Source organism: Propionicimonas paludicola, from assembly GCF_002563675.1.
Lineage (GTDB): Bacteria > Actinomycetota > Actinomycetes > Propionibacteriales > Propionibacteriaceae > Propionicimonas > Propionicimonas paludicola.
The window spans coordinates 2484228-2508560 of the sequence record NZ_PDJC01000001.1 but is presented as its reverse complement, the minus strand read 5'-3'; the positions used below and the strand labels follow the sequence as shown (position 1 = coordinate 2508560).

The 24333-nt window shown below is 67.8% G+C and carries 20 protein-coding genes; 7 read left to right on the top strand and 13 right to left on the bottom strand.

Features of this window, described 5'->3' with window-relative positions:
• Window positions 1–205: 205 nt before the first annotated feature.
• From ATK74_RS15425 to ATK74_RS11725, 3 genes are all read left to right on the top strand, one after another.
• Window positions 206–1813, top strand: a complete 1608-nt coding sequence (locus tag ATK74_RS15425; protein WP_169923834.1) for a hypothetical protein — start codon at window positions 206–208, stop codon at window positions 1811–1813.
• A 134-nt stretch (window positions 1814–1947) separates the two neighbouring features.
• Window positions 1948–3297 carry a PAS domain S-box protein gene (locus tag ATK74_RS15420; protein ID WP_098461206.1) on the top strand — a complete coding sequence of 450 codons (1350 nt, stop codon included), beginning with the start codon at window positions 1948–1950 and terminating at the stop codon, window positions 3295–3297.
• 14 nt (window positions 3298–3311) lie between these two features.
• Window positions 3312–4274, top strand: a complete 963-nt coding sequence (locus ATK74_RS11725; RefSeq protein WP_098461205.1) for a 1-phosphofructokinase family hexose kinase — start codon at window positions 3312–3314, stop codon at window positions 4272–4274.
• A 146-nt stretch (window positions 4275–4420) separates the two neighbouring features.
• On the opposite strand, the gene ATK74_RS11720 is transcribed toward ATK74_RS11725, so the two are convergent.
• The 11 genes from ATK74_RS11720 to ATK74_RS11670 form a co-directional block, all read right to left on the bottom strand.
• Entirely contained in the window at window positions 4421–5434 is a 1014-nt protein-coding gene (locus ATK74_RS11720; RefSeq protein ID WP_098461204.1) for a LacI family DNA-binding transcriptional regulator, read from the bottom strand.
• 74 nt (window positions 5435–5508) lie between these two features.
• On the bottom strand, window positions 5509–6519 hold the full coding sequence (yjfF, locus tag ATK74_RS11715; RefSeq protein ID WP_098461203.1) for a galactofuranose ABC transporter, permease protein YjfF: 1011 nt from the start codon (window positions 6517–6519) through the stop codon (window positions 5509–5511).
• A complete protein-coding gene (locus ATK74_RS11710) occupies window positions 6516–7580 on the bottom strand; it encodes an ABC transporter permease (protein ID WP_245840912.1) in 1065 nt (354 codons plus the stop codon). The genes yjfF and ATK74_RS11710 overlap by 4 nt, the downstream gene beginning before the upstream one ends.
• Window positions 7577–9109: a sugar ABC transporter ATP-binding protein gene (locus ATK74_RS11705; RefSeq protein WP_245840911.1), complete on the bottom strand. Its 1533-nt coding sequence runs from the start codon at window positions 9107–9109 to the stop codon at window positions 7577–7579. The genes ATK74_RS11710 and ATK74_RS11705 overlap by 4 nt, the downstream gene beginning before the upstream one ends.
• Window positions 9110–9277: 168 nt before the next feature.
• Window positions 9278–10282, bottom strand: a complete 1005-nt coding sequence (locus ATK74_RS11700) for an ABC transporter substrate-binding protein (protein ID WP_098461201.1) — start codon at window positions 10280–10282, stop codon at window positions 9278–9280.
• Window positions 10283–10663: 381 nt separating this feature from the next.
• Window positions 10664–11926 (bottom strand): phosphopyruvate hydratase, encoded by a 1263-nt coding sequence (eno, locus tag ATK74_RS11695; RefSeq protein WP_098461200.1) that lies wholly within the window; start codon window positions 11924–11926, stop codon window positions 10664–10666.
• A 200-nt stretch (window positions 11927–12126) separates the two neighbouring features.
• Window positions 12127–13347 (bottom strand): MFS transporter, encoded by a 1221-nt coding sequence (locus ATK74_RS11690; protein ID WP_098461199.1) that lies wholly within the window; start codon window positions 13345–13347, stop codon window positions 12127–12129.
• A gap of 36 nt (window positions 13348–13383) precedes the next feature.
• Window positions 13384–14154, bottom strand: a complete 771-nt coding sequence (locus ATK74_RS11685) for a YwaF family protein (protein WP_098461198.1) — start codon at window positions 14152–14154, stop codon at window positions 13384–13386.
• Window positions 14155–14285: 131 nt separating this feature from the next.
• Window positions 14286–16724, bottom strand: a complete 2439-nt coding sequence (locus ATK74_RS11680) for a hypothetical protein (RefSeq protein WP_143483653.1) — start codon at window positions 16722–16724, stop codon at window positions 14286–14288.
• Between the two features lie 149 nt (window positions 16725–16873).
• Window positions 16874–18568: a SulP family inorganic anion transporter gene (locus ATK74_RS11675; protein WP_098461196.1), complete on the bottom strand. Its 1695-nt coding sequence runs from the start codon at window positions 18566–18568 to the stop codon at window positions 16874–16876.
• A gap of 31 nt (window positions 18569–18599) precedes the next feature.
• Window positions 18600–18980, bottom strand: a complete 381-nt coding sequence (locus ATK74_RS11670) for an ArsR/SmtB family transcription factor (RefSeq protein ID WP_098461195.1) — start codon at window positions 18978–18980, stop codon at window positions 18600–18602.
• A gap of 165 nt (window positions 18981–19145) precedes the next feature.
• Here ATK74_RS11670 and ATK74_RS11665 point away from each other — a divergent pair, with 165 nt between their 5' ends.
• The 4 genes from ATK74_RS11665 to ATK74_RS11650 are packed head-to-tail and all read left to right on the top strand — an operon-like array spanning window position 19146 to window position 22553.
• Entirely contained in the window at window positions 19146–20246 is a 1101-nt protein-coding gene (locus ATK74_RS11665; RefSeq protein ID WP_098461194.1) for an ABC transporter ATP-binding protein, read from the top strand.
• Window positions 20243–20887 (top strand): ABC transporter permease, encoded by a 645-nt coding sequence (locus ATK74_RS11660; protein WP_098461193.1) that lies wholly within the window; start codon window positions 20243–20245, stop codon window positions 20885–20887. The genes ATK74_RS11665 and ATK74_RS11660 overlap by 4 nt, the downstream gene beginning before the upstream one ends.
• A complete protein-coding gene (locus ATK74_RS11655; protein ID WP_098461192.1) occupies window positions 20884–21606 on the top strand; it encodes an ABC transporter permease in 723 nt (240 codons plus the stop codon). Before ATK74_RS11660 ends, ATK74_RS11655 begins: the two co-directional genes overlap by 4 nt.
• A gap of 20 nt (window positions 21607–21626) precedes the next feature.
• Window positions 21627–22553, top strand: coding sequence for an ABC transporter substrate-binding protein (locus ATK74_RS11650; RefSeq protein WP_098461191.1), 927 nt, complete (start codon window positions 21627–21629; stop codon window positions 22551–22553).
• A 57-nt stretch (window positions 22554–22610) separates the two neighbouring features.
• Here the strand turns inward: ATK74_RS11650 and ATK74_RS11645 are convergent, their stop codons facing one another.
• Window positions 22611–23984, bottom strand: a complete 1374-nt coding sequence (locus ATK74_RS11645; protein WP_098461190.1) for a dihydrolipoyl dehydrogenase family protein — start codon at window positions 23982–23984, stop codon at window positions 22611–22613.
• Window positions 23981–24286, bottom strand: a complete 306-nt coding sequence (locus ATK74_RS11640) for a DUF427 domain-containing protein (protein ID WP_098461189.1) — start codon at window positions 24284–24286, stop codon at window positions 23981–23983. The genes ATK74_RS11645 and ATK74_RS11640 overlap by 4 nt, the downstream gene beginning before the upstream one ends.
• Window positions 24287–24333: the final 47 nt, after the last annotated feature.

Below are 24333 nucleotides of genomic sequence, written 5' to 3'. Positions count from 1 at the left end.
CATGGGCCTCCGCGGCCAGGATCCCACCTGGTGCTGAACGCTCATGTCGGGCGATAGCGGCGTCCTTCGGATCCGCGGCCGGGACGCGATCAGGCTTCACTGCGGGGTGTGGGCGATGCACGCCGGCCACGACGCCTGGTCCAGGGGGCTGCGATCTGCCTGCTCCGCGTCCGACCTCATCAGAAGTGTGGAGGACGGGGAACTGATGTTGCGTCGTTGGTGGGTGGTCGCCGGTTCTGCGTTGGCGGCCGTCGCTCTGCTCGGGTTCATGCTCAACGGCAACATCCGCTACCAGGTCGGTGTCGGACGGGTCTCCGGCTACTCGGTGGCCGAGACCTTCTCCCATCGTCCCATCCTCTTCCGGCTGCTCAGCGCGGCCCAGGCATGGCTCCCCGAACAGGTCAGCCGGCTCGCCGGCCCCACCACATCGTGGGAGGGCATTGTCGTGTTCGAGTCCGGGTTCCGGCTCATCGCGATGCTGGCGGCCGCAGGAGCAGCAGTGCTGTTGTGGCGAGGCCTGGCCCGGCGCTGGGGTACTGCGGCGTGGCCCTATGGCATGGCCGCCTTCGCAGCACTGGCCTTCAGCGCTCCGGCCACCGGAGAGCCCGACTGGATGGCCGCTGCGCTGACCGTCGCAGCGGTGGGCGCCGGTCTCTTGTGGCGACCTGCGGTGGGTGCTCCGGTGAGCGGGGTGTTGCTGGCGCTGGCCGCACTGGTGAAGATCAGCACGCTCCCGGTCGCCGTGGCCGGGCTGGTCGTGCTCTGGGTCCTCGACCGGCGGCGGGGGTGGCTCGCAGCAGCAGTGGCACTGGTGAGCGGCCTGGCGGCAGTCGGCCTGATCTGGTGGCTGGCGCCGTGGGAGATCAGTTGGCTGCTGGACATCAAGGCCCTGCAGCCCGACCCGTGGACCATGGCCCACGCCATCGAGGCCCGGGACTACCTGTTCAACCTGGCCGCCCGCTGGCCGACCGTGGCGCTGCTGCCGGCCTTCTTCATTCGGGCCCGCCGCACTGAAGTCTGGACGGCGCTCGTCGGTCTCGTCCTGACCGCGTTCGCCTTCCTGGTCCAGGGGCAGTACTTCGTCTATCACTCGCTCGGCTTCGTCACTCTGGCCACCCTGCTGGCCGTGGCCACGATCGTGCGCTCCCGCGGCGCGCTCCGGTGGCCACTCCTCGTCCTCATGGCCTGGACCTTCGTTCTGTTCCTCACCCCTGTCGAATGGCGTCTGGCTCACCCGCTGCGGCTCTACCTGATCACCGCAGCCTGGGTCGTGATCCTGACCGGGTGGCAGTGGTGGGCCCTGAGGCGTTCGGCGGTGCGGCTCTCGCGGGCCCGGACGTACTGGTGGTCCGGTCTGCTCGTCACCCTGGCCCTGCTGGCCACCCAAGCCCCGGCTTCGGCCGAGTCGCTCACCCTCAGCACCGCCGGACGAACCTCGGTCGGGGCCACCGCGGTTCTTCGGTCCGACCTCGCCGCCGCCGCGAAGGTGCACGCCCTGATCGGCGACGACACATCGGTCGCCTACCTCACCTTCGGTTCCGACACCTACACCCTCGGAAACCCCACCCAATGCCGCTACCCCTCACCGCTGCTCCTGCAGCGCGTGCATGCGGACAAGAAGGTGCCACCGGCCGACCGCGAGGAGAACCTCAACTGCCTGGCCAACCCGAACCTGCGTTGGCTGATCTGGGACCGGAGCTGGCTGCGCCTCAAGTCCGCTCCCGAGGACGTGGTCACGACCATCGACACCTACTGGGACTGCGACAGCGCCAAGACCATCGGCCGGTACACGGTCTGCCCACGACGGCCCTGACGTCGAGGTCGACTCGGCCCGACTGGGGGCTTTCCCGCGGCCCGGCCAGCGCGGACGCCCGCCCATCGGAGCCTTCGCAGAGGTTGCCGGTGGTATCGCTCAACACAGCCGTCCGGCGATGGAAGAATGCGCACATGGCAACTCCACTGGTGGCGCCGCCGCGGGAGCGGCGCGTGCTCGGCGCGGGGGAGTTGCTGTTCTCCACGACAGATGCCGCCGGGGTGATCGACCAAGTGAACTCGGTGTTTCTGCGGCTGTCCGGCTATCGACGCGAGCAGCTGGTCGGGGCCTCGCACAACCTGGTCCGGCACCCGCAGATGCCCGGCGCGACCTTCGCCAGCATGTGGCGTTCGCTGAAGGAGGCTCGGCCGGCCTTCCTGTACTTCCGGGACCTCGGTTCGGACGGCCGCCCGTATGACGTCTTCTCGACGGTGGTGCCGCTCGGCGAGCGGTTCCTGTCGGTGCGCGGTCGTCCGCTGGCCAAGAACTGGTGGCGGCTGGCCCACAACCTGAACTCGCGGGTCGGTGTCTTCGAGGAGCAATGCCGCACCCGCGGCTGGAGCGCGGAGGATGCCGCCCGGCTGGGCTTGGAGCAACTGGAGTCGGGGCTGGCCGCGTCCGGCTACCCGAGCCCTGAGCAGTTCGGACGTTCGGTGCTGCTGGCCGAGGTGCAGGCCCGGCTCGATCGGGGGATCCGAATCGGGGCCCGTCCGCTTGCCGACGGGCAGCCGGCCGAGCTGCTGGCCGCGACCCGGGGGTTGGAACGGGTCCTGGTCGACTGGCTGGATCGCTACGACCGGCTGCAGGATGCCGCCATCAACCTGGCCGACTACAGCCCGCGGCTGCTGGAGATCCTCGAGCAGAGCCAGGCGGCGGCTGAGGGCGTCCGGTTCGACAATGCCAGCGGACGGCTGGAGCCGGCCGCGGTGTACCTGCGCACCTGGGCCGAGACCTCACGCGAGGTCGCCGCAGTGCTGGCCGACCTGCTCGATCAGTTCAATGACCTGCGCCACAGTTGCGCGCTGGCCCGGGCCGAGTTGGCCCTCACCGTGCTGCACAACATGGCCGCCGGACAGTACGTGCTGGAAGTGATCGACGAGGTGCCGCAGGCCGGCGCGGTCGGCGCGGCGCTGGCCGACCTGGGTCAGGCCCTGGCCGATGATCTGGACGAGCTGGCACCGCAGGCCACACGCTGCTTCACGCTGGCCGCCGAGCTGGCCTACCAGCTGGACGGGGTGACCGGGCTGCTGGAGCTGCCGCAGTCGCTGATCCGGGAGTGGCTGGTCCGGGTGGCCGAGGGCGGGGCGCACTCGTCGGCGGAGTTCGTCGACTGGGTCAGCGACCATCTGGACCGCAGCGAGGCCGGTATCGCCACCCTGGGTGGGCTGGCCACGTCCGGCCGGGAGCTGGCCAAGGTGCCCGACCTGGGGCCGGTGCGAGAGTGGATCGCCCTGCTGACCCAGGCCCGCACGAGCCTGGGCTGAGCCGAGGAGGCGCGATGCGAGCGATCTGTCCCAACCCCACCATCGACCGACTGGTGCTGCTGGACGAGCTGGTGCCCGGCCGAGTCGATCGGGTTCGGCAGAACCAGGCCCATCCGGCCGGCAAGTCGGTCTCGGCCGCGCGCGGTGCGCGGGCCAACGGCGTCCAGGCGGACGTCCGGGTGCTGCTGCCCGAGCAGGGCAGCGGCTGGTACCTGGCCACTGCTGTCGAGGAGGGGCTGCGGATCGGCGCCACCCTGGTTCCGGGGACGGTGCGCGAGTCGATCATTCTCCTGGAGGACTCCGGACGGGTGAGCGTGCTGAACGGCACCGGAGCCGAGGTGAGCGCGGACGCCTGGACCGACTTCCTGACCGAGTCGTTGACCCGGCTGGAGCCCGAGGAGTGGGTGGTCTGCAGCGGCAGCTTCCCGCCCGGGGTGGGGCTGAGCGCGGTGACGTCCCTTGCTGCGCGAGTGGCCGAAGTCGGCGGCCGACTGGCTCTGGACACCGGCCCGGGCTGGCTGTCGGCGGCCCTGGCCGGGCTGGTGAAGCCGGAGCTGATCAGTCCGAACCTGGCCGAGGCCGAGTCGATCCTCAGCGGGCAGATCGCGCCCGAGCCGACCAGCGTCGACGCCGATGCCCTGGACCGTGCAGCTGCCGCCGCGGACGGCCTGCGAGCCCTCGGGGTGCGCTGGGTGGTGGTCACGGCCGGATCGGCGGGGCTGGCCTGGTCCGGCCCGGACGGCTCCGGCACGCTGACCGGGCTGGTCGTCGAGGTCCGCAACCCGATCGGGGCCGGCGATGCCTTCCTGGGTGGGCTGGTGGCCCGGCTCGAGCAGGGCGTCCGGTTCGCCGAGGCGGTCGGCTGGGGAATGGCCACCTCCTCGGCGGCCATCGAGCAGTTCCGGCCGGGAGCGGCCGACCCGGCCCGGGTGCAGCTTCATCACCAGGCCATCGAGACTGCCAGGGTGGGCGCTTGAACGCTGCGGCAAACTGGATCTGAGATCGCTCGGAACAGGGTTCGCCGATCCTTCCGATGCCTGGTCCTCGCTGGTGGGTCGGTCGGCTTCGCTTCCGGCCCACCAGCCATCTCCAGCCCCGAACGCTCGTCCGCCGGGTCCTCCCGTCAGGCCGGTGGTGGCGCCGTGCTGGCCCGCAACACCAGCTGGGGCACCCGCAGCAGCGGGTTGGGAGCCGCCTCGTCGGTCAGCACTGCCAGCATCACTTCCATGGCGTCGCGGCCGAGTTGGGCGAAGTCCTGATGCATGGTGGTCAGCGGCGGTGAGAAGTGGGCAGCCTCGGGGATGTTGTCGAAGCCGATCACGCTGACCGCGCCCGGCACGTCCCGGCCGGCTTCGGTGAGGGCGTGGATCAGGCCGAGTGCCATCTGGTCGTTGCCGCAGAAGACCGCGGTGAAGTCGTCCTCGAGCAGCCGTCGTCCGGCCGCGTACCCGCTGGCCGCCGACCAGTCACCGACGATCGGATCGTGGGCGACCAGATCGTTCTCGGCCAGCAGATCGCGCCAGCCGCGGGCCCGTTCCAGGGCGTCCATCGACTCGATGGGGCCGGACACGTGCCGGATCTTGGTGTGGCCGAGTTCGATCAGGTGCCGCACGGCCCGCTTGGCGCCGGCGTACTGATCCAGCGAGACCCGGTGCAGGTCGTTGCCCTGGGAGACCACGCCCAGGAAGGGGACGCCCAGGTCCATGCTCTGCAGCAGGCCCAGCGCGGCCCCATTCGAGGTGATCAGCACGATGGCTTCGACGTTCTGCCGGACCAGGGTTTCGGCGGCCTGCCGCAGGGCAGTGGCGTCGGACTGCAGCAGGCTGGCCATGATCACCGCGTAGCGCTCGTCCCGGGCGGCCTCATTGAAGTAGACCGCCGTGGTGGACGGGCCGTACTCGGGCAGTCCGGTGGTGATCAGCCCGATCGTCCGGGAACGACGGGTGACCAGAGCCCGGGCCGCGGGGGACGGGATGTAGCGCAGCTGTTGGATCGCGCGCTGGACCCGCTCCCTGGTGGCCGGACGGACGTTCGGTAGCTCGTTGAGCACGCGCGAGACCGTCTGGTGGGACACTCCAGCCAGGCGGGCCACGTCAAAGATCGTCGCCGCCTTGGTGCGTTCTTCCTCGGTCGTCACCGCCGTACCTGCTGTCCCGGGTTTGCGGACTCCAACGGTCCTCCCGGGGCCAGATGCTACCGACACCGGACCACTCAAGCCCGTCTAGAGGTGAGTACCTTCTGCAGCACAATGAACACCAGCAGCAGCGCGCCGATGAAGATCTTGGTCCACCAAGAGCTCAGCGTGCCTTCGAAGGTGATCATCGTCTGAATCAGGCCGAGTACCAGCACACCCAGTGCTGAGCCGAGGACGAAGCCGTAGCCGCCGGTCAGCAGGGTGCCACCGATGACGACTGCGGAGATCGCATCCAGCTCCCCGCCCACACCGGTCAGCGCATAGCCGGACAGCGTGTAGAAGGAGTAGAGCAAGCCGGCCAGGCCCGAGCAGAAGCCGCTGATCACGTAGACCAACACCTTGGTTCGGGCGATCGGCAGGCCCATCAGGGTGCCGGACTGCTCGCCGCCGCCGATGGCGTAGGTGGTGCGTCCGAACCGGGTGTACTGCAACACCCAGACCGCGATCACCAGCACTACCAGCGCGATGATCACGCTGGCCGTGATCGACAGCCGCGGGCCGAGGATGATCGGCTGAGCCATCGAGGTGAAGAACGGATCGGTGATGGCGATCGACTCCTTGGCGATGATGTAGCACAAGCCGCGAGCCAGGAACATAGCGGCCAGAGTCGCGATGAACGGCTGGATCTGGAACACGTTGATCATGAGCCCGACCAGCAGGCCGAGCACGGAGGTGCAGACCAGGATCAGCACGATCACCACGGCCGGGGGCATCCCGATCTGCAGCCCCTTGGCGGCGATGATCGTGGATAGCGCCAGCACGGCGCCGACCGACAAGTCGATGCCGCCGGAGATGATCACGAAGCTCATCCCGATGGCCAGCACCAGCAGGTAGGAGTAGCTGACCAGCAGGTTCAGGATCGTGGTGGCCGAGAAGAATCCGTTGTAGCGGACGCCACCGGCCACGAACATCACGATGAACAGCACGGCGGTGACCAGCACCGGCCCGGACTTCGGGCTGGTGAAGGCATCGCGGGCGCGCTCCAGCAGGCGGGCGACGCCGCTCTTGGGGGCTTCGAGAGTTGTCATCGGACCACCGCCGGCTCGCTCGGACGGGATGCGGGCTTCACAGACTTGGGTCTGGATCGCCAGCGTTCCAGCGCCGCATTCGTGGTCGGCGACTGGAGCAGGGTGACCACGACCACCACAGCCGCCTTGAACACCATGGTGGCGATCGGCGGGATGCCCACGGTGTACACGGTGGTGATCAGGGTCTGGATCACCAGGGCACCGACCAGGGTGCCGGTCAGCGAGTAGCGTCCGCCGTTGAGCGAGGTGCCGCCGATGACCACGGCCAAGATGGCGTCCAGCTCGATGAACAGGCCGGTGTTGTTGGCGTCCGCCGCGGTCTGGTTCGAGGTGAGGATGATGCCGGCCACGGCAGCCAGCAGGGCGCACAGCCCGTAGACCAGGAACAGCAGCCCGCGCGCCCGGACGCCGGCCTGCCGGCTGGCTTCGGGGTTGATGCCGACCGACTCGATCAGCATGCCCAGTGCCGTCCGCCTGGTCAGCAGAGCCACCAAGGCCAGCACCACGGCCGCCACCACGGTGGCCACCGGGACGCCGTAGATGAAGCCCGAGCCCAGGAACTTGAACGGGGTGCTCTGGACAGTCAGGATCTGGCCCTCGGTGATCAGCATGGCGATGCCGCGGCCGGCGGTCATCAGGATCAGCGTGGCGATGATGGGCTGGATGCCGAGCACCGAGACCAGCATGCCGTTCCACAGGCCGAGCACCAGGGCCAGGGCCAGGGCGACCAGGACGGCCACGGTGACCGTGCCCACACTGTGCGGGTCGGAGGAGGTCAGGATGATCGAGCAGGCCATGGCGCCGGAGATGGCGCACAGGCTGCCCACCGACAAGTCGATGCCGCGGGTGGCGATCACCAGGGTCATGCCGACCGCGATGATCAGCGTGGGAGCCCCGTTGCGCAGGATGTCGATCAGCGAGCCGAACAGGTTGCCGTCGGCGTTGATGGTGATCGAGAGGAAGCCGGGCACCCGGATCACATTCACCGCGACCAGTGCTACCAGCATCACCAGCGGCCAGAACAGCCGGTGGCCGATGACTTTGAAGAAGACGTCCTTCACGATGCTGCTCCAGTCTTGATCTCGGTTTCGGCCGCGCCTTCGGCGATGACGGCCAGCAGGTCGTCCACGCTCAGCCCGTCGTTGACCAGGTCGGCCACCTTGCGCCGGTCGCGGAGCACCACGATCCGGTTGCTCAGCCGGAGCACTTCTTCGAGCTCGGCCGAGATGAACAACACACTCAGGCCGTTCTCGGCCAGCGAGTAGACCAGCTTCTGGATCTCGGCCTTGGCCCCGACGTCGATGCCGCGGGTGGGCTCGTCCAGGATCAGCAGCCGGGGGGCGATGGCCAGCCACCGGGCCAGCAGTACCTTCTGCTGGTTTCCGCCGGAGAGGTTGCGGACCAGGGCGTCCGCATTCGGGGTCTTGATGTTCAATGCCTCGATGTAGCTGGCGGCCAGCTCGTCCTGCCGCTTGCGGGGGATCGGACGGAACCAGCCCCGGTCGGCCTGCAGGGCCAAGATGATGTTGTCGCGGACCGAGAGGTCGTCGACGATGCCTTCGGCGCGGCGGTTCTCCGAGGAGTAGGCGATCTGATGCTTGATGGCCTGCCGCGGGGTGCGCAGCTTCAGCACCTTGCCGTTCACCTTGAGCTGGCCGCCGTCGACGCGGTCGACGCCGCCGATCAGTCGGGCCAGCTCGGTGCGTCCGGACCCGAGCAGGCCGGCCAGGCCGACCACCTCGCCGGCATCGATCTGGATGTCGATGGGGGCGATCGAGCCCTTGCGGGTCACGCCCTTGGCGGACAGGAAGGTGACCGCCTTCGCGTCGGGCTCGTCGTCCTTCTCGGTGGAATGGACGCGGCTGCCCAGATCCTCCAGGGCGGTCAGTTCCTTGCCGATCATCGCCTGGACCAGGTCGATCCGCAGCAGTTCGGGAGTCAGGTACTCACCGACCAGTTGGCCATTGCGCAGCACGGTGAGCCGGTCGCTGATCTCGTAGACCTGATCCAGGAAGTGGCTGACGAACAGGATCGCCACACCGCGCTCCTTCAAGGAGCGTATCACCCGGAACAGCTCGGCGACTTCTTCGGTGTCCAGGCTCGAGGTGGGCTCGTCCAGGATCAGCACTTTCGCCTGAATGTCGATGGCTCGGGCGATGGCGACCAGTTGCTGGACGGCGAGGGAATGTGAGTTGAGTAGGGAGTTCGGGTCGATATGGAGGTGCAGGCCTTCCAGGACGTCCTTCGCGCGACGCCGCATGGCTCGCCAGTCGATGCCACCGAGTCGGCGCGGCTCGCGGCCGAGCATGACGTTCTCGGCGACCGTCAGGTTCCCCAGCAGGTTCACCTCCTGGTACACCGTGCTGATCCCGGCGGCCTGAGCCTGGGCCGGGTTGATGAAGACGACCGACTCGCCGCCGAGCCGAATCTCGCCGGAGTCGATGCTGTAGACGCCGGTCAGGGCCTTGATCAGGGTGGACTTTCCGGCCCCGTTCTCACCCATCAGCGAGTGGACTTCGCCGGGGAACATCCGGAAGTCGACCCCGTCCAGGGCCTTGACTCCGGGGAAGGTGATCGAAATGTCGGTCATCTCGACCACGGGCGCTGTCGTCACCGCTTCGGTTGGGGCTAGCGGGTTCGCGCTGTCAGGCATCGTTGCTCATCTCGTCGGCAGAACCATTGATGGGGTGCACCCGGGGTGGGTGCGTGGGGTTACCACACACCCACCCCGGGGCGGGTGAAACTACTGGGCTATCGCTCAGTACTTGCGGGTGGGCAGAGCCGTCTTGGCCTGGTCCTGGGTGAAGGTGGTCTCTTCGGTGACGATCCGCTTCTCGACCGGCTGGCCGGCGTTCAGCTTCTTGACGATGTCGATCAGCTGCTTGCCGAGGAGCGGGGAGCACTCGACGATGAAGTTGATCTTGCCGTCAGCCAGAGCCTGCATGCCGTCCTTGACCGCGTCAACGGTGACGATCTTGATGTCCTTGCCCGGAACCTTTCCGGCTGCCTCGATGGCCTCGATGGCACCCAGACCCATGTCGTCGTTCTGCGCGAAGACCAGATCGATCTTCGGCTGCGACTTCAGGAAGGCCTCCATGACCTGCTTGCCGCCGGCGCGAGTGAAGTCACCGGTCTGGCTGGCCACAACCTTGAGGTTGGTGTTCGAAGCGATGGCGTCGGCGAAGCCCTTGGCCCGGTCGATGGCCGGGGCGGAACCCGTGGTGCCTTCGAGCTGGACGATGTTCACCGGAGCCGAGGCGCTCTTGTACTCGTTGGCAACCCACTCGCCGGCCTTCTTGCCCTCAAGCACGAAGTCCGAGCCCAGGAAGGTGGCGTAGAGCGAGGTGTCCTTGGAGTCGACCGCGCGGTCGGTCAGGATGACCGGGATCTTCGCGGCCTTGGCCTCGTTCAGGACGGCGTCCCAACCGGTCTGGACGACCGGGGAGAACGCGATGTAGTCCACACCCTGCTGGATGTAGGAACGGATGGCGCTGATCTGGTTCTCCTGCTTCTGCTGAGCATCGGAGAACTTCAGGTCGATCCCGGCCGCCTTGAAGGATTCCTGGATGTCCTTGGTGTTGGCGGTGCGCCAGCCACTCTCGGCACCCACCTGTGCAAAGCCGACGACGATCTTGTCCAGCGGCTTGTTCGCGGCACCGCCGCCAGCGGCACCACCGGTAGCCGCGGGGGTAGCCCCGCCGCTGCAAGCCGAAAGCGCCATGACCAGCGCAGCGGCTGCGAAGAGACCAACGGTCTTCTTCATTTTTGAACCTCCTTGTTCGCAACTCGCGGTGATGCAGGAACCACCGCGAGGAACGGCCGCCCGTGGCCGTAGCGAAATGTTAGGGCTCACATGTGAGCCCTAACAATCAGCTGTGACAATCCGTTATGAACTCGTTACCGCGCCTAGTGGGCACGACTGAGAGCGGTCCCGCCATGGCTCACATGAGCGCTCACAATTGGATCGTCGGATCGGCGTCTACTAGGGACTTTGCGTCCCCGCCCGGGTGACGTCCACTTTTCGTCCGCTGGGTGCCTCGAATGGGGGCGACTCGATGCTCCTCGGTCCGGTTTGCGCAGACGCGGCGCAGCCCAGGCGTCGGCGCCCCACGAAGGTGACTCCGTGGGGCCCAGGACGGGAGGGCTAGCCGGCCAGTCCGTAGCTCAGGGACGGGCGCGCGGCCTCGATCTGGACCAGCCGGTTGTACTTGGCGATCCGCTCGCCGCGGGCCGGGGCGCCGGTCTTGATCTGGCCGCAGCCGGTGGCCACCGCCAGGTCGGCGATGAAGGTGTCCGGGGTCTCGCCGGAACGGTGCGAGACCATCTGGCCATAGCCGGCTTCATGGCAGATCCGCATGGCTTCCACGGTCTCGGTGACGGTGCCGATCTGGTTGACCTTGATCAGAGCTGCGTTGGCGATGCCGTCCGCGATGGCCGCGGTGATGATGGCCGGGTTGGTGCAGAAGTTGTCGTCGCCGACCAACTGGATCCGCTCGCCCAGGGTCGCGGTGAGCTGCTTCCAGCCGTCCGGATCCTGCTCACCCAGACCGTCCTCGATGCTCCAGATCGGGAAGCGGGTGACCATCTCGGCGTAGCGGGCGATCATGTCGGCGCTGCTCAGCAGCGTGCCGTTGACCTTGTAGCCGTCGGCGGTCCAGAACTCCGAAGCGGCCGGGTCGAGGGCGATCCCGATGCCGGCCGTGCCGCTGGGGTAGCCGGCATCGTTGATCGAGGCCACGATCAGCTCGAGCACCTCTTCGGGCTCGGCCAGGTTGGGGGCGAAGCCGCCTTCATCGCCCAGGCCGGTGGCGTGTCCGCCGGCCACCAGGCGCTTGCGCAGCGCCTGGTACACCTCGGCGCCAGCCCGGATGGCCTCCCGCATCGAGGTAGCCCCCAGCGGGCAGACCATGAACTCCTGGAAGTCGAGCGGGTTGGGCGCGTGGGCGCCGCCGTTGAGCACGTTGAAGCAGGGCACCGGCAGCCGGGCCTCGCTGATCCCGGGCAGCCATTCGTACATCGGACGGCCGGCGGACGCGGCCAGCGCCCGGGCCAGCGCCATCGAGGTGCCGATCAGGGCGTTCGCGCCGAGCCGGGCCTTGTTCGGGGTGCCGTCCAGGTCGCACATCGCTCGATCGACCTCGGCCAGGCTGGTCCAGCTGAGCCCGGACAGTGCGGTGTTCAGTTCGCCGTTCACGTTCCCGACGGCCTTGCTGACCCCGGACCCACCGAAGCGGGACGGGTCGCCGTCGCGAAGCTCGACGGCCTCTCGGGTTCCGGTGGACGCCCCGGACGGGACTCCGGCCTCGGCCACCGTGCCGTCGGCCAGGCTGACCGTCACGTTGAGGGTGGGACGTCCGCGGGAGTCGAGGATCTCGATCGCCTGCACACCATTGATTTCGAAAGCCACTGTCGGCCCCTTTCGTCCGCACGGTTCCCCTGTGGAACTCGGCTGCGTGCACGAGGGCTGAGGTGAGATGGACGGGCCTATCTCGCCGCAACTGCGCCGTGCACGAGATAGGGACTGTTGGCCGCCGAAGCGACAGTTTGGGTTAGGTGAGCCCCACCGCCTGGTTCGACTGTAGTCGCTGGCGGACGCCAGTGCGCGGCTCAGGCTGGACGCGGAGTCAGCAGGCGTCCGCTGATCAGGCTGAGCAGCATCCAGGTGGCTGCATAGCCGAAAGCCAGCTGCGGTGAGACCACCGACCACAAGATGCCGGCCACCACGGTCGCCCCCAAGTCGCCGACTGACTGGACCAGTCCGAGGAGGCCGAAGGCGTGACTGCGATTCTCGGCCGACACCGACAGCGCGACCACCGCCGACTCGGCGGTCTCAGCCAGCCCGATTCCGGCTCCGGCCAGCACGAAGCCGACAATCACTGCAGCGATCCCGGTGCCGAAGGCGAAGGTCAGGTAGGCGGCCACGAAACAGGCTGCACCAAGGGCGAATGCGGCTCGTGGGCTGCGTCGGTCGGTGAGTTGTCCGGCCAGCAAGGCGCTGCCCACGGCGACGGCGTTGTGGCCCGCGTAGGCCAGGATGGCTGCGCTGGCTGCGGCACCCGGATGCCAGCCTGAGCCGACCAACAGATCGGTGGCTCGCAGGATCAGCAGGGTGTTGGCCAGGTTGCCCAGCTCGAACAGCGAGACCGGCGTCAGTGTGCGCCAGATGCCTTCGCGGCTCAGTTCGCGCAGGTTCAGCGAAAGTCGAGCCTTGGCTGTGCCTGTGGTCAGGGTGGCCCGGGCCTCGCCGACGGCCACGGAGATGGCAATCGCGGCCAGGGCGCCGGGAATGAGCGCGAGCAGGATCGTCCACCGGACGCCGAACACGCCGACCAGGGCCGAGGCGAGCAGCGGCCCGAGGATCGCCCCCAGATTGTCGCCGGCCCGTTCCAGGCCGAAGGCTCGACCGACGCTGCGACGCGTGGTGAGGTCGGTCAGGACCATGTCCCGGGCCGGCGAACGCAGGCCACGGGAGACCCAGGCGATCGCACGCAGGATCGCCACCTGCCAGATGGCTGTGGTGAGGCCGATGCCAGCGGTGGCCAATGCCGTCCCGAGGTATCCGCTGCGGGCCAGCCATCCTCGGCGTTTGGGCTCGGCGGCCAGCGGGCCACCGGCCAGCTTGCTGAGCCCGGTCAGAGCGTCCGCCACCCCGTCGATCGCGGCCAAGGCGGACGCGCCGCCGCCGAGCACTCCGGTGACGAAGCCAGGCAGCAGCGAGGTAGCCATCTCATGGCCGGTGTCGGAGAAGAAGGACGCCGCCGCGACGCTGGACACACCCGGAGTCAGCCACCCGCTGGGTGTCTGGTCCTGTGTGGGTTGCTCGGTCACGTCCGGCCTCCTGGAGTCGTCCGATCCGAAGCGATCCTAGGCCTGTGCCGGCTCCGCCTCGGCGCGGCGAGCGCGGATGATCCAGGGCAGGTAGAGCAGCGTCCAGAGCAGGGAGACCAGCACCATCAGCACGGGGATGTACCAGGGGCCGGCGAGCTTCTGGATCGGCTCCAGTGGGGAGCCGGGGGCGCCGGCGTTGAGGAACCAGAAGTTGGTCCCGAAGGCCTGGTTTGCGCTGAAACCGATCAGGCAGCCGACGGCGGCGATCACTACCACCCGCCACAGGTTGCGGACGTCCGGAACCAGGTCGCCGCCGACCAGCCGCATCACCAGGTAGCCGAAGATCAGGCCGTGGATCGAGAAGCTCTGCCAGGTGAAGATGTTGAGGATCGGGCGAGTGGCCCAGTCCGGGAACAGGTTCGCGGCCAGGGCGCCCCACCAGCCCATCGCGTAGAGGAAGTCACCGGTCCAGCGGTTGGGCCGCAGGGCATCGATGAACACCGCGACCGTGGCGAAGGCACACAGGTGCAGCGGCAGGATCTCGGCGCTGTACCAGCCGTTGACCAGGTAGGACGTCTGACGCAGCACTTCGAGTGACAGGACCGTCCAGCCGATGGTTAGCCGCATCGTGCGGCGTCGCTCCTGGCCGGCCCGGCGGTAGCCGACGGCCAGCGCCACGATGCCCAATCCGATCAGGGCCAGCACGCCGAGGTGGATCGTGGAGAACATGCCGAAGCCGGCGTCGCCAGGGGTGGGTCGGTTCTGCGGGACGAAGAAGTAGTCCCAGGTCCAGGTGAGCCCACCCATGTCGTCCGGCCCTTCCGCAGAGCCGTCACGGCAGCGGCCCGCTCACATTCTGGGTCAACTCTCGAGAACTAGCGAGGTGCTAGCGCTGGCCGACCTCTGGACTCGGCGTCCGATCCAGCGAGCGTGTCGCGTCATATCTCGACGTCAACATCCCCCTCCGGTAGTTGCTCGCCCTCCCCCGTCTCCTTGGTCTTGCCCTCATGTCGTCGCGTCGGATAGCCGGACCACACGCGAGAGAACTCGCTCGGCTCTTCTCTCTTGCAGCGGACGAAGTCGCCCGAGCCGGAGAGGAGTGCGATAGTCGCGAGGTACTGCGGCATTGTCGGAGATGGCAGCGCCCCGAGGTCCAATGTGGAGGGCGTTGCGAGTGATATTTCGCGACCTCGCCGGTCCTGAAATCGGAAGAACCCGCGACCCCATGCGTCAAAAGAAAGCCCAGTGTGTGAGTACATTATCCGGCACAGGCCAGCGCCTTCGAGAGAGGAGATAACCGAGGCGACGCTCTGAAGGCAGGAGATCAGCGGCTCGATGGCGACAGTGGATCGGCGGTAGTGCTGCCAGCTATTGCGAATGTGGGGGACATCTGCGCTGAGGAGTCTGCGAGACACCTCGTGGAGAAGGTCGACTATCGCGGTCTGGGCGTCCTTGGTGAGGTCTAGATACACTTCGTAGTGGAAAAAAGGGTAGGTCTTGAGATCGGATCCGTGAACTCCAACTGGGAGCTCGCTCTCGGGTCGCCTGTGTGACCGCTCCTCGGCTACTAGGCTCTTGAGGTGGTCCGCAAGTACGGCAAAGCCACGGCACAGGGGGTGCAGCTGGTTCTGCTCGGAGAATGTGATGACTTCCTGTGTGGATGTATGGCTCAAAGATATCTGCGAAAGCAGTCTGAATGCCTCAAGTCGGTCACGTTCGATGTGATAGGTGAATGGCTCGGTGTCCGACATGTGCTCCATCAGGAGCAGCCAGGTGATGAAAGCGAGCGAGTCATCTAGCACACCTTCGAGCTCGACGAAGTAGTTGCTCGCGAGCGAGCGGACCGCGGACTCGTCTACCACTGCGCTTACGCCTGCTGTCTGAGATAGGCGAGACATCTCATCGTGAAGCCGCCAGAACCTCTGGTTGAAGTCCTCGGAACTTTGCGCCGGATATCCGAGCTTCCAGAGAACCCTTCGTACGAATGCATCGTCAGTGTCATAATCGTCGGTGTCAATCGCCAGTTCGACTCCCGTAGTGATTACGTTGGCCTTGGAGGCCAGAACCAGACGCTTGACCACCTGTTCTGGCGTGTTGCTGCGAATGAACTGCTCAAGCTTCCCTTCAGCTGTGATCGCATCGGTTCCTCGGAGCTGCCAGTCAAACTCGATGATGTCTCCGCTCTCCCTTGTTGGGTAGAGCCTGCGCACAAGCCGCTTAAGGCGGAGTGGTGCCAGATCCTCGAAGCGAGCGACAAACCGCACTCCATCGGCACTGAGTTCTGGGCGTAGGCCATAGTGCCCACTGCCAGCACCGGCGTTGATTATGGGCCGCCGGATCTCCTCGCCTGGCACACTCACTACCTGTCGCCCGACGAGCTTGTCTAGGGAGCGGACGATGGCCTCGTCCCGAGCGAGCAGTGTCAACTGCATCAACTCGGCCTGTGAGCGATCGAGGACGGCTGAGGAGGCGCCGTGGATGCCAGCATTTGCCAGCACCTGCCGGAGATCTGCCTTCTCGTGGTCTTCGTCCATTAGGTGCCTCAAGAGCAAGGCCAGCTCCTCTGACGACAGGCAGTCGCCCAGAAGCCAGTGCGTCGCAAGCTGGGAGCGGTCGTCATACGGCCGCTTGGCACCCTTGACTATCTCGGCCTCAAACTGTGCCCATTCAGACGACTGTTCGGAGATCGTTCTCAAAGATCTGTCGAACTGGTCAGTGTAGGGATTCACAGCTGCGCCATGATTGGTTGAGAGTTCGGCATAGTGAATGATGCTGCATCCCAGGTTGGAGCAGTGGTAGAAGGGTACCCGTCGCCGCGGCGGTATCCATCTTTGTTCCAGAGATTTGAGGAATCCCATTGGCCCTGTGGTCCAGTATCCAAGCTGAGTGAAGCCAATCGGGGTATCGGTGAGCAATTGTATCGTCTCATCGAAAGTTAGGCGTGGGGTCTCATAGGGAAATAGGTCCGCGCCCTTGTCGTACAGCAGTCTTCCATATGTGTGAGGCAGGAGGATCTTCCGCGCTAGCAGTTGATCGTTGATAGAGCTGCGCACCTGGTCAGGGTTAGTCTTTTCGATGTCAACTAGGAGATCCGTGTAGCCCAGCCTGAGAAAGCAAAGAACGGTCGCTTCTTTCGCAGGTATAGGGCCTGTCTTCCTGGTGGCTACCTGAGTCCGCAGTCTTGATCCGGAGTCGCTGAGGTGTATGGCCGAGTTTAGTGCATCGGATATTGTGTAGCCGGGGCTGAGGATGCATGCGCGCAGCAGGTCCCGAAGATCCGATAACTCGAGGTATCTAGATCTCCATTCCGGGTCGGGGTAGGCGGAAAGTAGCTCTGCCTTTGCTAGCGGCTGCTCGTGGTCGCGGCTGGCTGGCATGGGTTCTCGCATTCGGGGTGTAGCTACATGAGCATGTGCGCCAAACGTACACTTGTGAGGCTGCGCCCTGCTAGACCCAGGATTCATCACAAGCGGCTCGCGACACTAGGATTTAGGCGCCGCCCGAGTGCATTCGACATGGGGAGGAGCTACCGGCGACGAGGGACGGGCTGGCCGGCCAGCTGCCGGGCGACGTGGCTGCGGGCGTGGGCCACGGCGACGTCCAGGTCGTTGAACAGGTGCTGATCGGTGCGCAGCGCCTCCAGGACGCCGGCCCGGGCCGCCATCCGCTGGTGTCGGTTGCGCAGACCCTTGATCAGGACGGTGACCCCGCGGGCCTCGAGCAGCCGGACGATCTCGGCCAGCCGGTGCGCGCCGGTGGGATCGAGCAGCTCCACCTTGGACAGCCGCAGAATCACCACCCAGGCCTCGGCGTCGGCGATGTCGTCCATCACCCGATCGGCGGCCCCGAAGAAGAGCGATCCCTCCAGCCGCAGCAGAGCGATGTGCTCATCGCCTCGGGTCGGTGGGCCGGGCAGCGGCTGGGTGGCCACGTGGGTGGTGTCGGCCATGGCGCGCAGCGCGAAGAAGGCGGCCAGCACCAGTCCGACCTCGACCGCGGTGAGCAGGTCGAGCAGCACCGTGCAGGCGATGGTGACCACGAAGGTGGCCGCCGTGCTGCGTCCGACCTTCATCAGGCCGCGCACCTCGCGCGGGTTGACCATGTGCAAGGTGGTGGCGATCAGCACCCCGGCCAGGGCGGACAGCGGAATCCGGGAGGCCAGTCCGGAGCCGAAGGCGACCACCGCGGTGAGCAGGACGGCGTGAGTGACTGCTGAGAGCCGGGAGCGGGCGCCGGCGCGGACGTTCACCGCGGTCCGGGCGATGGCGCCGGTGGCCGGCATTCCGCCGAACAGTCCGGACGCGATCGAAGCCAATCCCTGGCCGAAGACCTCGCGGTCGGGCAGCACCCGTCCGGTCGGGGCCATGCCGGCCGCCACCCGGGCCGACAGCAGCGACTCGATGGCGGCCAGTGCGGCCACGGCCAGGGCCGGTCCGGCCAGCTCGCTGAGAATGCTGGGGTCGATCATGGGGATGCTGGGCATCGGCAGGTGAGAAGGCAGTTCGCCGATCCGAGTGACATTCAGTCCGGCCACCTCGGCCACGATGGTGGCCGCCACCACGGCGATCAGGGCACCGGGCAGCGAGCCGGGCAGCCGGCGCAGCGCCTCGACCAGCACCACCACGCCCAGGGCGATGGTCAGCGGCAGCCAGGCGTGGCTCCAGTCAGCCAGCCGGACGGCGTCGTAGGCGGCCAGCATCGTCCGCTCTCCGGTCGGGGTGGACGTGTCCAAGGCCAGTGGCACCTGCTGCAACGCGATGACCAGGGCGATTCCGGCGGTGAAACCTTCGATCACCGGCCACGGAATGTAGACCACCACTCGGCCCAGCCGCAGTGCGCCGGCCGCGACCAGGATCACTCCGGCGATCACCGAGACCACGATCACCGCGTGCGGGCCGTGGGCGGCCACGATCGGGGCCAGGACGACGGCCATCGCCCCGGTCGGCCCGGACACCTGGACGTGGGAACCGCCGAAGACCGCGGCCACCACGCCGGCCACGATCGCGGTGATCAGCCCGGCGGACGCGCCCAGGCCGGAGCTCACCCCGAAGGCCAGGGCCAGCGGCAGCGCGACCACGCCGACGGTGATGCCGGCGATCAGGTCGCGGCGCCAGCTCGTCCGCATGGGGGCGAGGTCGGCGGGACCGGGCAGGAGGCCGGTCAGGTGTCGTCGGATGTGGGCGGGGATCAGGGCGGGTCGCGGTGTGGTGGCGGTGGTCATCGGGCCGTTCGGGTCGAGATGGGCGGGTGGATCAGCGGCGCTCGCCCAGCGGCGGCAGGGCGGTGGCTGCAGAGAGGTGGTCGCCGCTGGCGGCCAGCGTGTCGATCAGGAAGCGGCGGGCGCTGGCCAGCAGGTCGACGACCGCGGGATGGGCGGTGCGGTAGAGCACCCGGGAGCCGACCCGTCGCGAGCTGACCACGCCGTACTGGCGCAGCACTCCGAGGTGGCCGGACAGGTGGGACGGCGAGCCGCCGAGATCGGTGAGGAGCTCGGTGACCGAGACTTCGCCGTCGCTGCCGGGCTGGTTGCCGGCGGCGACCAGCAACTCGAGCACGCGGATCCGGACCGGGTGGGCGAGAGCGCGAAACAGGTTCGCCTTGATCTCGTACAGCGGCGCCTCACTTGGTTTCACGGTTTCAGAATATCTTGAAATCGCGATACCAGCGACCGGGCGTCCGGTCGTGAGCGTGGACGCTGCGGAAATCTCCGTCCCGGGAATGTCGGAGGGGCCACCTACGGTTGGACCAAACGGACGCCATGACCCCGGGGCGCCCGCACAACCGGGAGGAACCGGCGCGTGATCAACCTGTTGTCCGTGACCAAGGTCTATCCCGGCGGCACCACGGCCGTCGGCGACCTGACTCTGGTGGTGCCCACGGGCCAGATCACCGTGCTGGTCGGGCCATCGGGCTGCGGCAAGACCACCACGCTGCGGATGATCAACCGAATGATCGAGCCGACCAGCGGACGGATCGAGATCGACGGGGTGAACACCGCCGACCTCGAGCCCGGCGAACTGCGTCGCGGCATCGGCTACGTGATTCAAGGCGGCGGCCTGTTCCCGCATCGGACGGTGCTGGACAACATCACCACCGTCCCGCTGCTCCTGGGCTGGGATCGGCGCCGAGCGAAATCGGTGGCCACCGAGCTGATGGAACGGGTCGGGCTGGCTCCGGACCTGGCCAAGCGCTACCCCAACGAGCTGTCCGGCGGCCAACAGCAGCGGGTCGGAGTGGCCCGTGCGCTGGCCGCAGACCCGCCGGTGATGCTGATGGACGAGCCGTTCAGTGCCGTCGATCCGGTGGTCCGTGAGCAGCTCCAGGACGAGTTCCTGCGGCTACAGGCCGAGCTCGGCAAGACCATCGTCTTCGTCACCCATGACATCGATGAGGCCATCAAGCTCGGCGATCAGGTGGCGGTGCTGCGGGTCGGTGGGGCGCTGGCCCAGTTGGCCGCCCCGGCCGACCTGCTGGCCGACCCGGCCGACGATTTCGTGGCCGACTTCCTGGGCCGCGATCGCGGCTACCGCGGGCTGGGTTTCGCGGCCGCCCCCGACCTGCAGGTCAGTCCCGAACCGGTGGCCGTGCTCGGCTCCTCCGCCGATGATGCCCGACGGCTGGCCGCAGGTGCGTCCTGGCTGCTGGTGGTCGACGATGCGCAGGCCCCGGTCGGCTGGGTCCGCCCGTCCGCGCTCACCACAGTGATCGGCCCGAATGACCTACACCGCGGCGGAACCGTGGCTCGACAAGGGGGGACGCTGCGCGCCGCACTCGACGCCGCACTGTCGGCACCTAGTCGGCGCGGAGTGCTGGTCGACGACGACGGACGGCTGGTCGGCACCGTCCGGGCCGCGGACGTCCTGGTCGAGATCGAGCGTGACGACGGTGGCCGGCCATGACCTGGTTCCTCGGCCATCTGTCTCAGGTGGGCGGCCTGTTGGCCACCCACACCGCGCTGGCCGTGATCCCGCTGCTGATCGGCCTGCTGCTGGCCGTGCCGCTGGGCTGGCTTGCCCACCGCTACCGCTGGCTCACGGCGCCGCTGGTGGCCGGCACCGGACTGCTCTACACGATCCCGTCGCTGGCGCTGTTCGTGCTGATGCCGCTGGTGTTGGGCACCGGGATCCTGGATCCGATCAATGTGGTGATTGCGCTGAGCGTCTACACCGTGGCGCTCCTGGTCCGCACGGTGGCCGACGGCCTGGCCTCGGTGCCGGACGAGGTCGTCCAGGCGGCCACCGCCATGGGCGTCGGTCCGCTGCGGCGGTTCTTCACCGTGGAGTTGCCGCTGGCCGTCCCGGTGATCGCGGCCGGGTTGCGGGTGGCCGCGGTGAGCAATGTCTCGGTGGTCTCGGTCGCGGCCCTGCTCGGCATCTCCCAGCTGGGCTCGTTGTTCACCGACGGCTTCGCCCGTGACTTCGTCGACCCGATCGTGGTCGGGATCGTGGCCTGCATGACGCTGGCACTCGTCCTCGATCTGGTGATTCTGGTCGCCAGCCGGGTACTGACTCCCTGGCAGCAGCGGGGGAGGACGGCATGAGCGCGATCTGGCGATGGCTGGTCGATCCGGCCCACTGGCTCGGCAGCGACGGCATCTTCGCGCGCCTGGGCGAGCATCTGGGCTACGCCTCGGTGACCCTGCTGCTGGCCGCGCTGATCGGCATCCCGCTCGGGTTGTGGATCGGCCACACCGGCCGCGGACGGCTGGTGGTGGTGAACTTGGCCAACGGGATGCGCTCGGTGCCGACCCTGGGGCTGCTGTTCGTGGCCGTCCTGGTGCTCGGCCCGCGGCTCGGCGGCGATCTGGCCTTCCTGGCGCCGGCGATCATCGTGCTGGTGATCTTGGCCATCCCGCCGATCCTGGCCGGTGCCTATGCCGGAGTGGAGAGTGTCGATCCGGCCGCCCGCGACGCGGCCCGCGGGATGGGCATGCGTCCGCTCGAGGTGCTGGCCAAGGTCGAGGTGCCCTGCGCGCTGCCGCTGATCTTCAGCGGGCTGCGTTCGGCCGCGCTCCAGGTGATCGCCACCGGCACCTTGGCCGCCTCGGTCAGCCTGGGCGGCCTGGGCCGGTTCCTGATCGACGGCCAGGCCTACCGCGACTATGGCCAGATGGCCGGCGGGGCGCTGCTGGTGGCTGTCCTGGCCGTCCTGGTCGACCTGATCTTCGCCGCGGTGCAACGCACCGTGGTCTCCCCGGGCTTGCAGCCCACCACGTCTCGCCGCGCCACTCGGACGCGGCTGGTCCCCGACCCGGCTTAGCCGAGGAAGAAGGAGTATCGATGATGAAGAAGCTGATCCTGGCGGCGGCACTGGCCTCGGCCATGCTGCTGTCGGCCTGCGCGACCGGAGACCCGCTGGCATCGCCCAGCGCGACTTCGGCCAGCGCGTCCAACACCGCGGCGCAGGTTGCGGTGACGGTTGGCTCGGCCAACTTCCCCGAAAGCGAGCTGCTCGCCGAGCTGTACGCCGGTGCGCTGGAGGCCAAGGGGGTGTCGGTCACCAAGAAGCTGAACATCGCCTCGCGGGAGACCTATGTGCCGGCGCTCACCAAGGGCGAGATCGACCTGATCCCGGAGTACGCCGGCGCCTTCGCCAAGTACCTCAACCCCGACGCGGACACCTCCAACGAGGCGACCGCATTGGCCTCGCTGCAGGCCGCGCTGCCCAAGACCCTGGCCGCCTTGCAGCCGGCTGCTGCCCAGGACAAGGACTCGATCACGGTCACCCGGGCCACCGCCGACAAGTACTCGCTGAAGACCATCGAGGATCTGGTCCCGGTGGCCGGGCAGCTGGTGCTCGGCGGGCCGCCGGAGTGGAAGGGCCGCAGCTATGGCGTCCCCGGCCTGAAGAAGACCTACGGCTTGGTGTTCAAGGAGTTCAAGGCGCTGGACGTGGCCGGTCCGCTGACCGTCCAGGCGTTGAAGAACGGGCAGGTACAGGCGGCCAACCTGTTCACCACCGACCCGGCCATCAAGGCCAATGACTTCGTCTCGCTGGAGGACACCAAGAGCTTCTTCGGTGCCCAGAACGTGATTCCGGTGCTCACCGCGAGCAAGGCCACCCCTGAGGTGACCGCCGCGCTGAACGGGGTCTCGGCCAAGCTCGACACCGACACGCTGGCCGGCCTGGTCACCAAGGTGGTCGTCGACAAGCAGGACGCGTCCGCCGTGGCTGCGGAGTGGCTGAAGGCCAACGGCCTGGCCTGAGCATGCAGCGGCCCCGCCGGAGTCATCCGGCGGGGCCGTCTTGCGTCCAGGTGCGGCTCAGCGCTGGGCTGCCCGCAGATCCCGGACGGCGTCCAAGATGCCGCGATGGAAGGTCGGATAGGCGTAGATCATCGTCTCCAGGGTGCTGATCGGCACTCTGGCATGGACGGCCACCGCCAGTGCCCCCAGAATCTCGCCGCCGTTGGGACCGGCCGTGGTGGCGCCCAGCAGGACGTCCGCATCGGTGTCGGCGACCAGCTTGATGAAGCCAGCGTTGCCGACCTTGTGAATCCACCCGCGAGAGGTGGACGGTAACTGCGCCGACCCGGTCTGCACGGCATAGCCGGCTTCGCGGGCCTGCTTCTCGGTCATTCCGACCGCACCGATCTCCGGGTCGGTGAACGCCACCCGCGGCACCGCACGGTAGTCGGCACCGGCGATCGGCTCGCCGAGGATCGAGGCAGCCACGATGTCGGCCTGGTAGGTCGCCATGTGGGTGAAGGCGCCGTGGCCGGTGATGTCGCCGGCCGCCCAGACTCCGTGGCCGACGCGCAGTTGCTCGTCGGTGGGCAGGGTGCCCGGTTTGCCGGTCAGGCCGAGGGCCTGCCAGGTGTCGGCGTCCAGGGTGGGCTTGCGTCCGGTGGCCACCAGCAGCTTCTCGCCGTGGACGGAGCTGCCATCGGCCAGCTCGACGGTGAAGCCGGAGTCATCGTGGCTGACCTTGGCTATACCGACCCCGAGCCTCAGCTCGATGCCTTCGGCGGCCAGCACCTCGGCCAGCAGGGCGCCGGACTCGGCTTCCTCCTGCGCCAGTGGGCGGTCGGCGGCGTCCAGCAGGGTGACCTTCACGCCGAACCGGGCCCAGGCCTGACCGATCTCGGTGCCGATGGCGCCGGCCCCGATGATCAGCAGTTCGCCGGGCAGAGTCTCGGCCTTCACGGCGTCCCGGTTCGTCCAGTAGGGGACGTCGGCCAGGCCGGGGATCGGCGGGATGGCCGAGGTGGTGCCGGTGGTGACCACCAGTGCCTGGCCGGCGGTGAGGGTGCCGACGCTGGGCACCTCAACCTGAGTTGTCGAGCGGATGGTGGCCCGTCCGCGGAGGAAGCGCATCCCCTTGTCGGTGAGCCGATCGACGGCCACCTGATCGTTCCAGTTGTCGGTGGCCTCGCTGCGGATCCGCTCGGCCACCAGGCTCCAGTCGGAGTGAACCTCGGCGCTGCCGGCCAGGTCGCCGACTCGGCGAGCCTCGGCTAGAGCGTCCGCTGCCCGGATCATCATCTTGGTCGGGATGCAGCCCCAGTAGGGGCACTCGCCACCGACTAGTTCGGCCTCGATTCCGATCACACTCAGCCCGGCTTCGGCCAGCTTCCCGGCGATCGCCTCGCCGGCGACCCCCAGGCCGACGACGATGACGTCGGCGTCCGGGCTCACTGCTGAGCCTCGTCCGCCGGACGGATCTCGACGCCGCGCCAGAACGCGACCCGGTTGGTGATCTCGACGGCGGCGTCCGAGGGCTTCGGGTAGTACCAAACGGCGTCGGACGAGCTCTGCCCGTCCACGTTGACCGTGTAGTAGGAGGCGATGCCCTTCCACGGGCAGACCGTGTGGGTCCCGGACGGCTCGAAGTACTCGGTGTGCGCGGACTCGATCGGGAAGTAGTGGTTACCTTCGACTACCACGGTCTGGTCGCTCTCGGCGATCACGGTTCCGTTGAAGACAGCCTGCATACGCATGTTCTGTCCGCCTCTCTGCTGTTGGGGTGGGGCCAAATGGCCCAGGT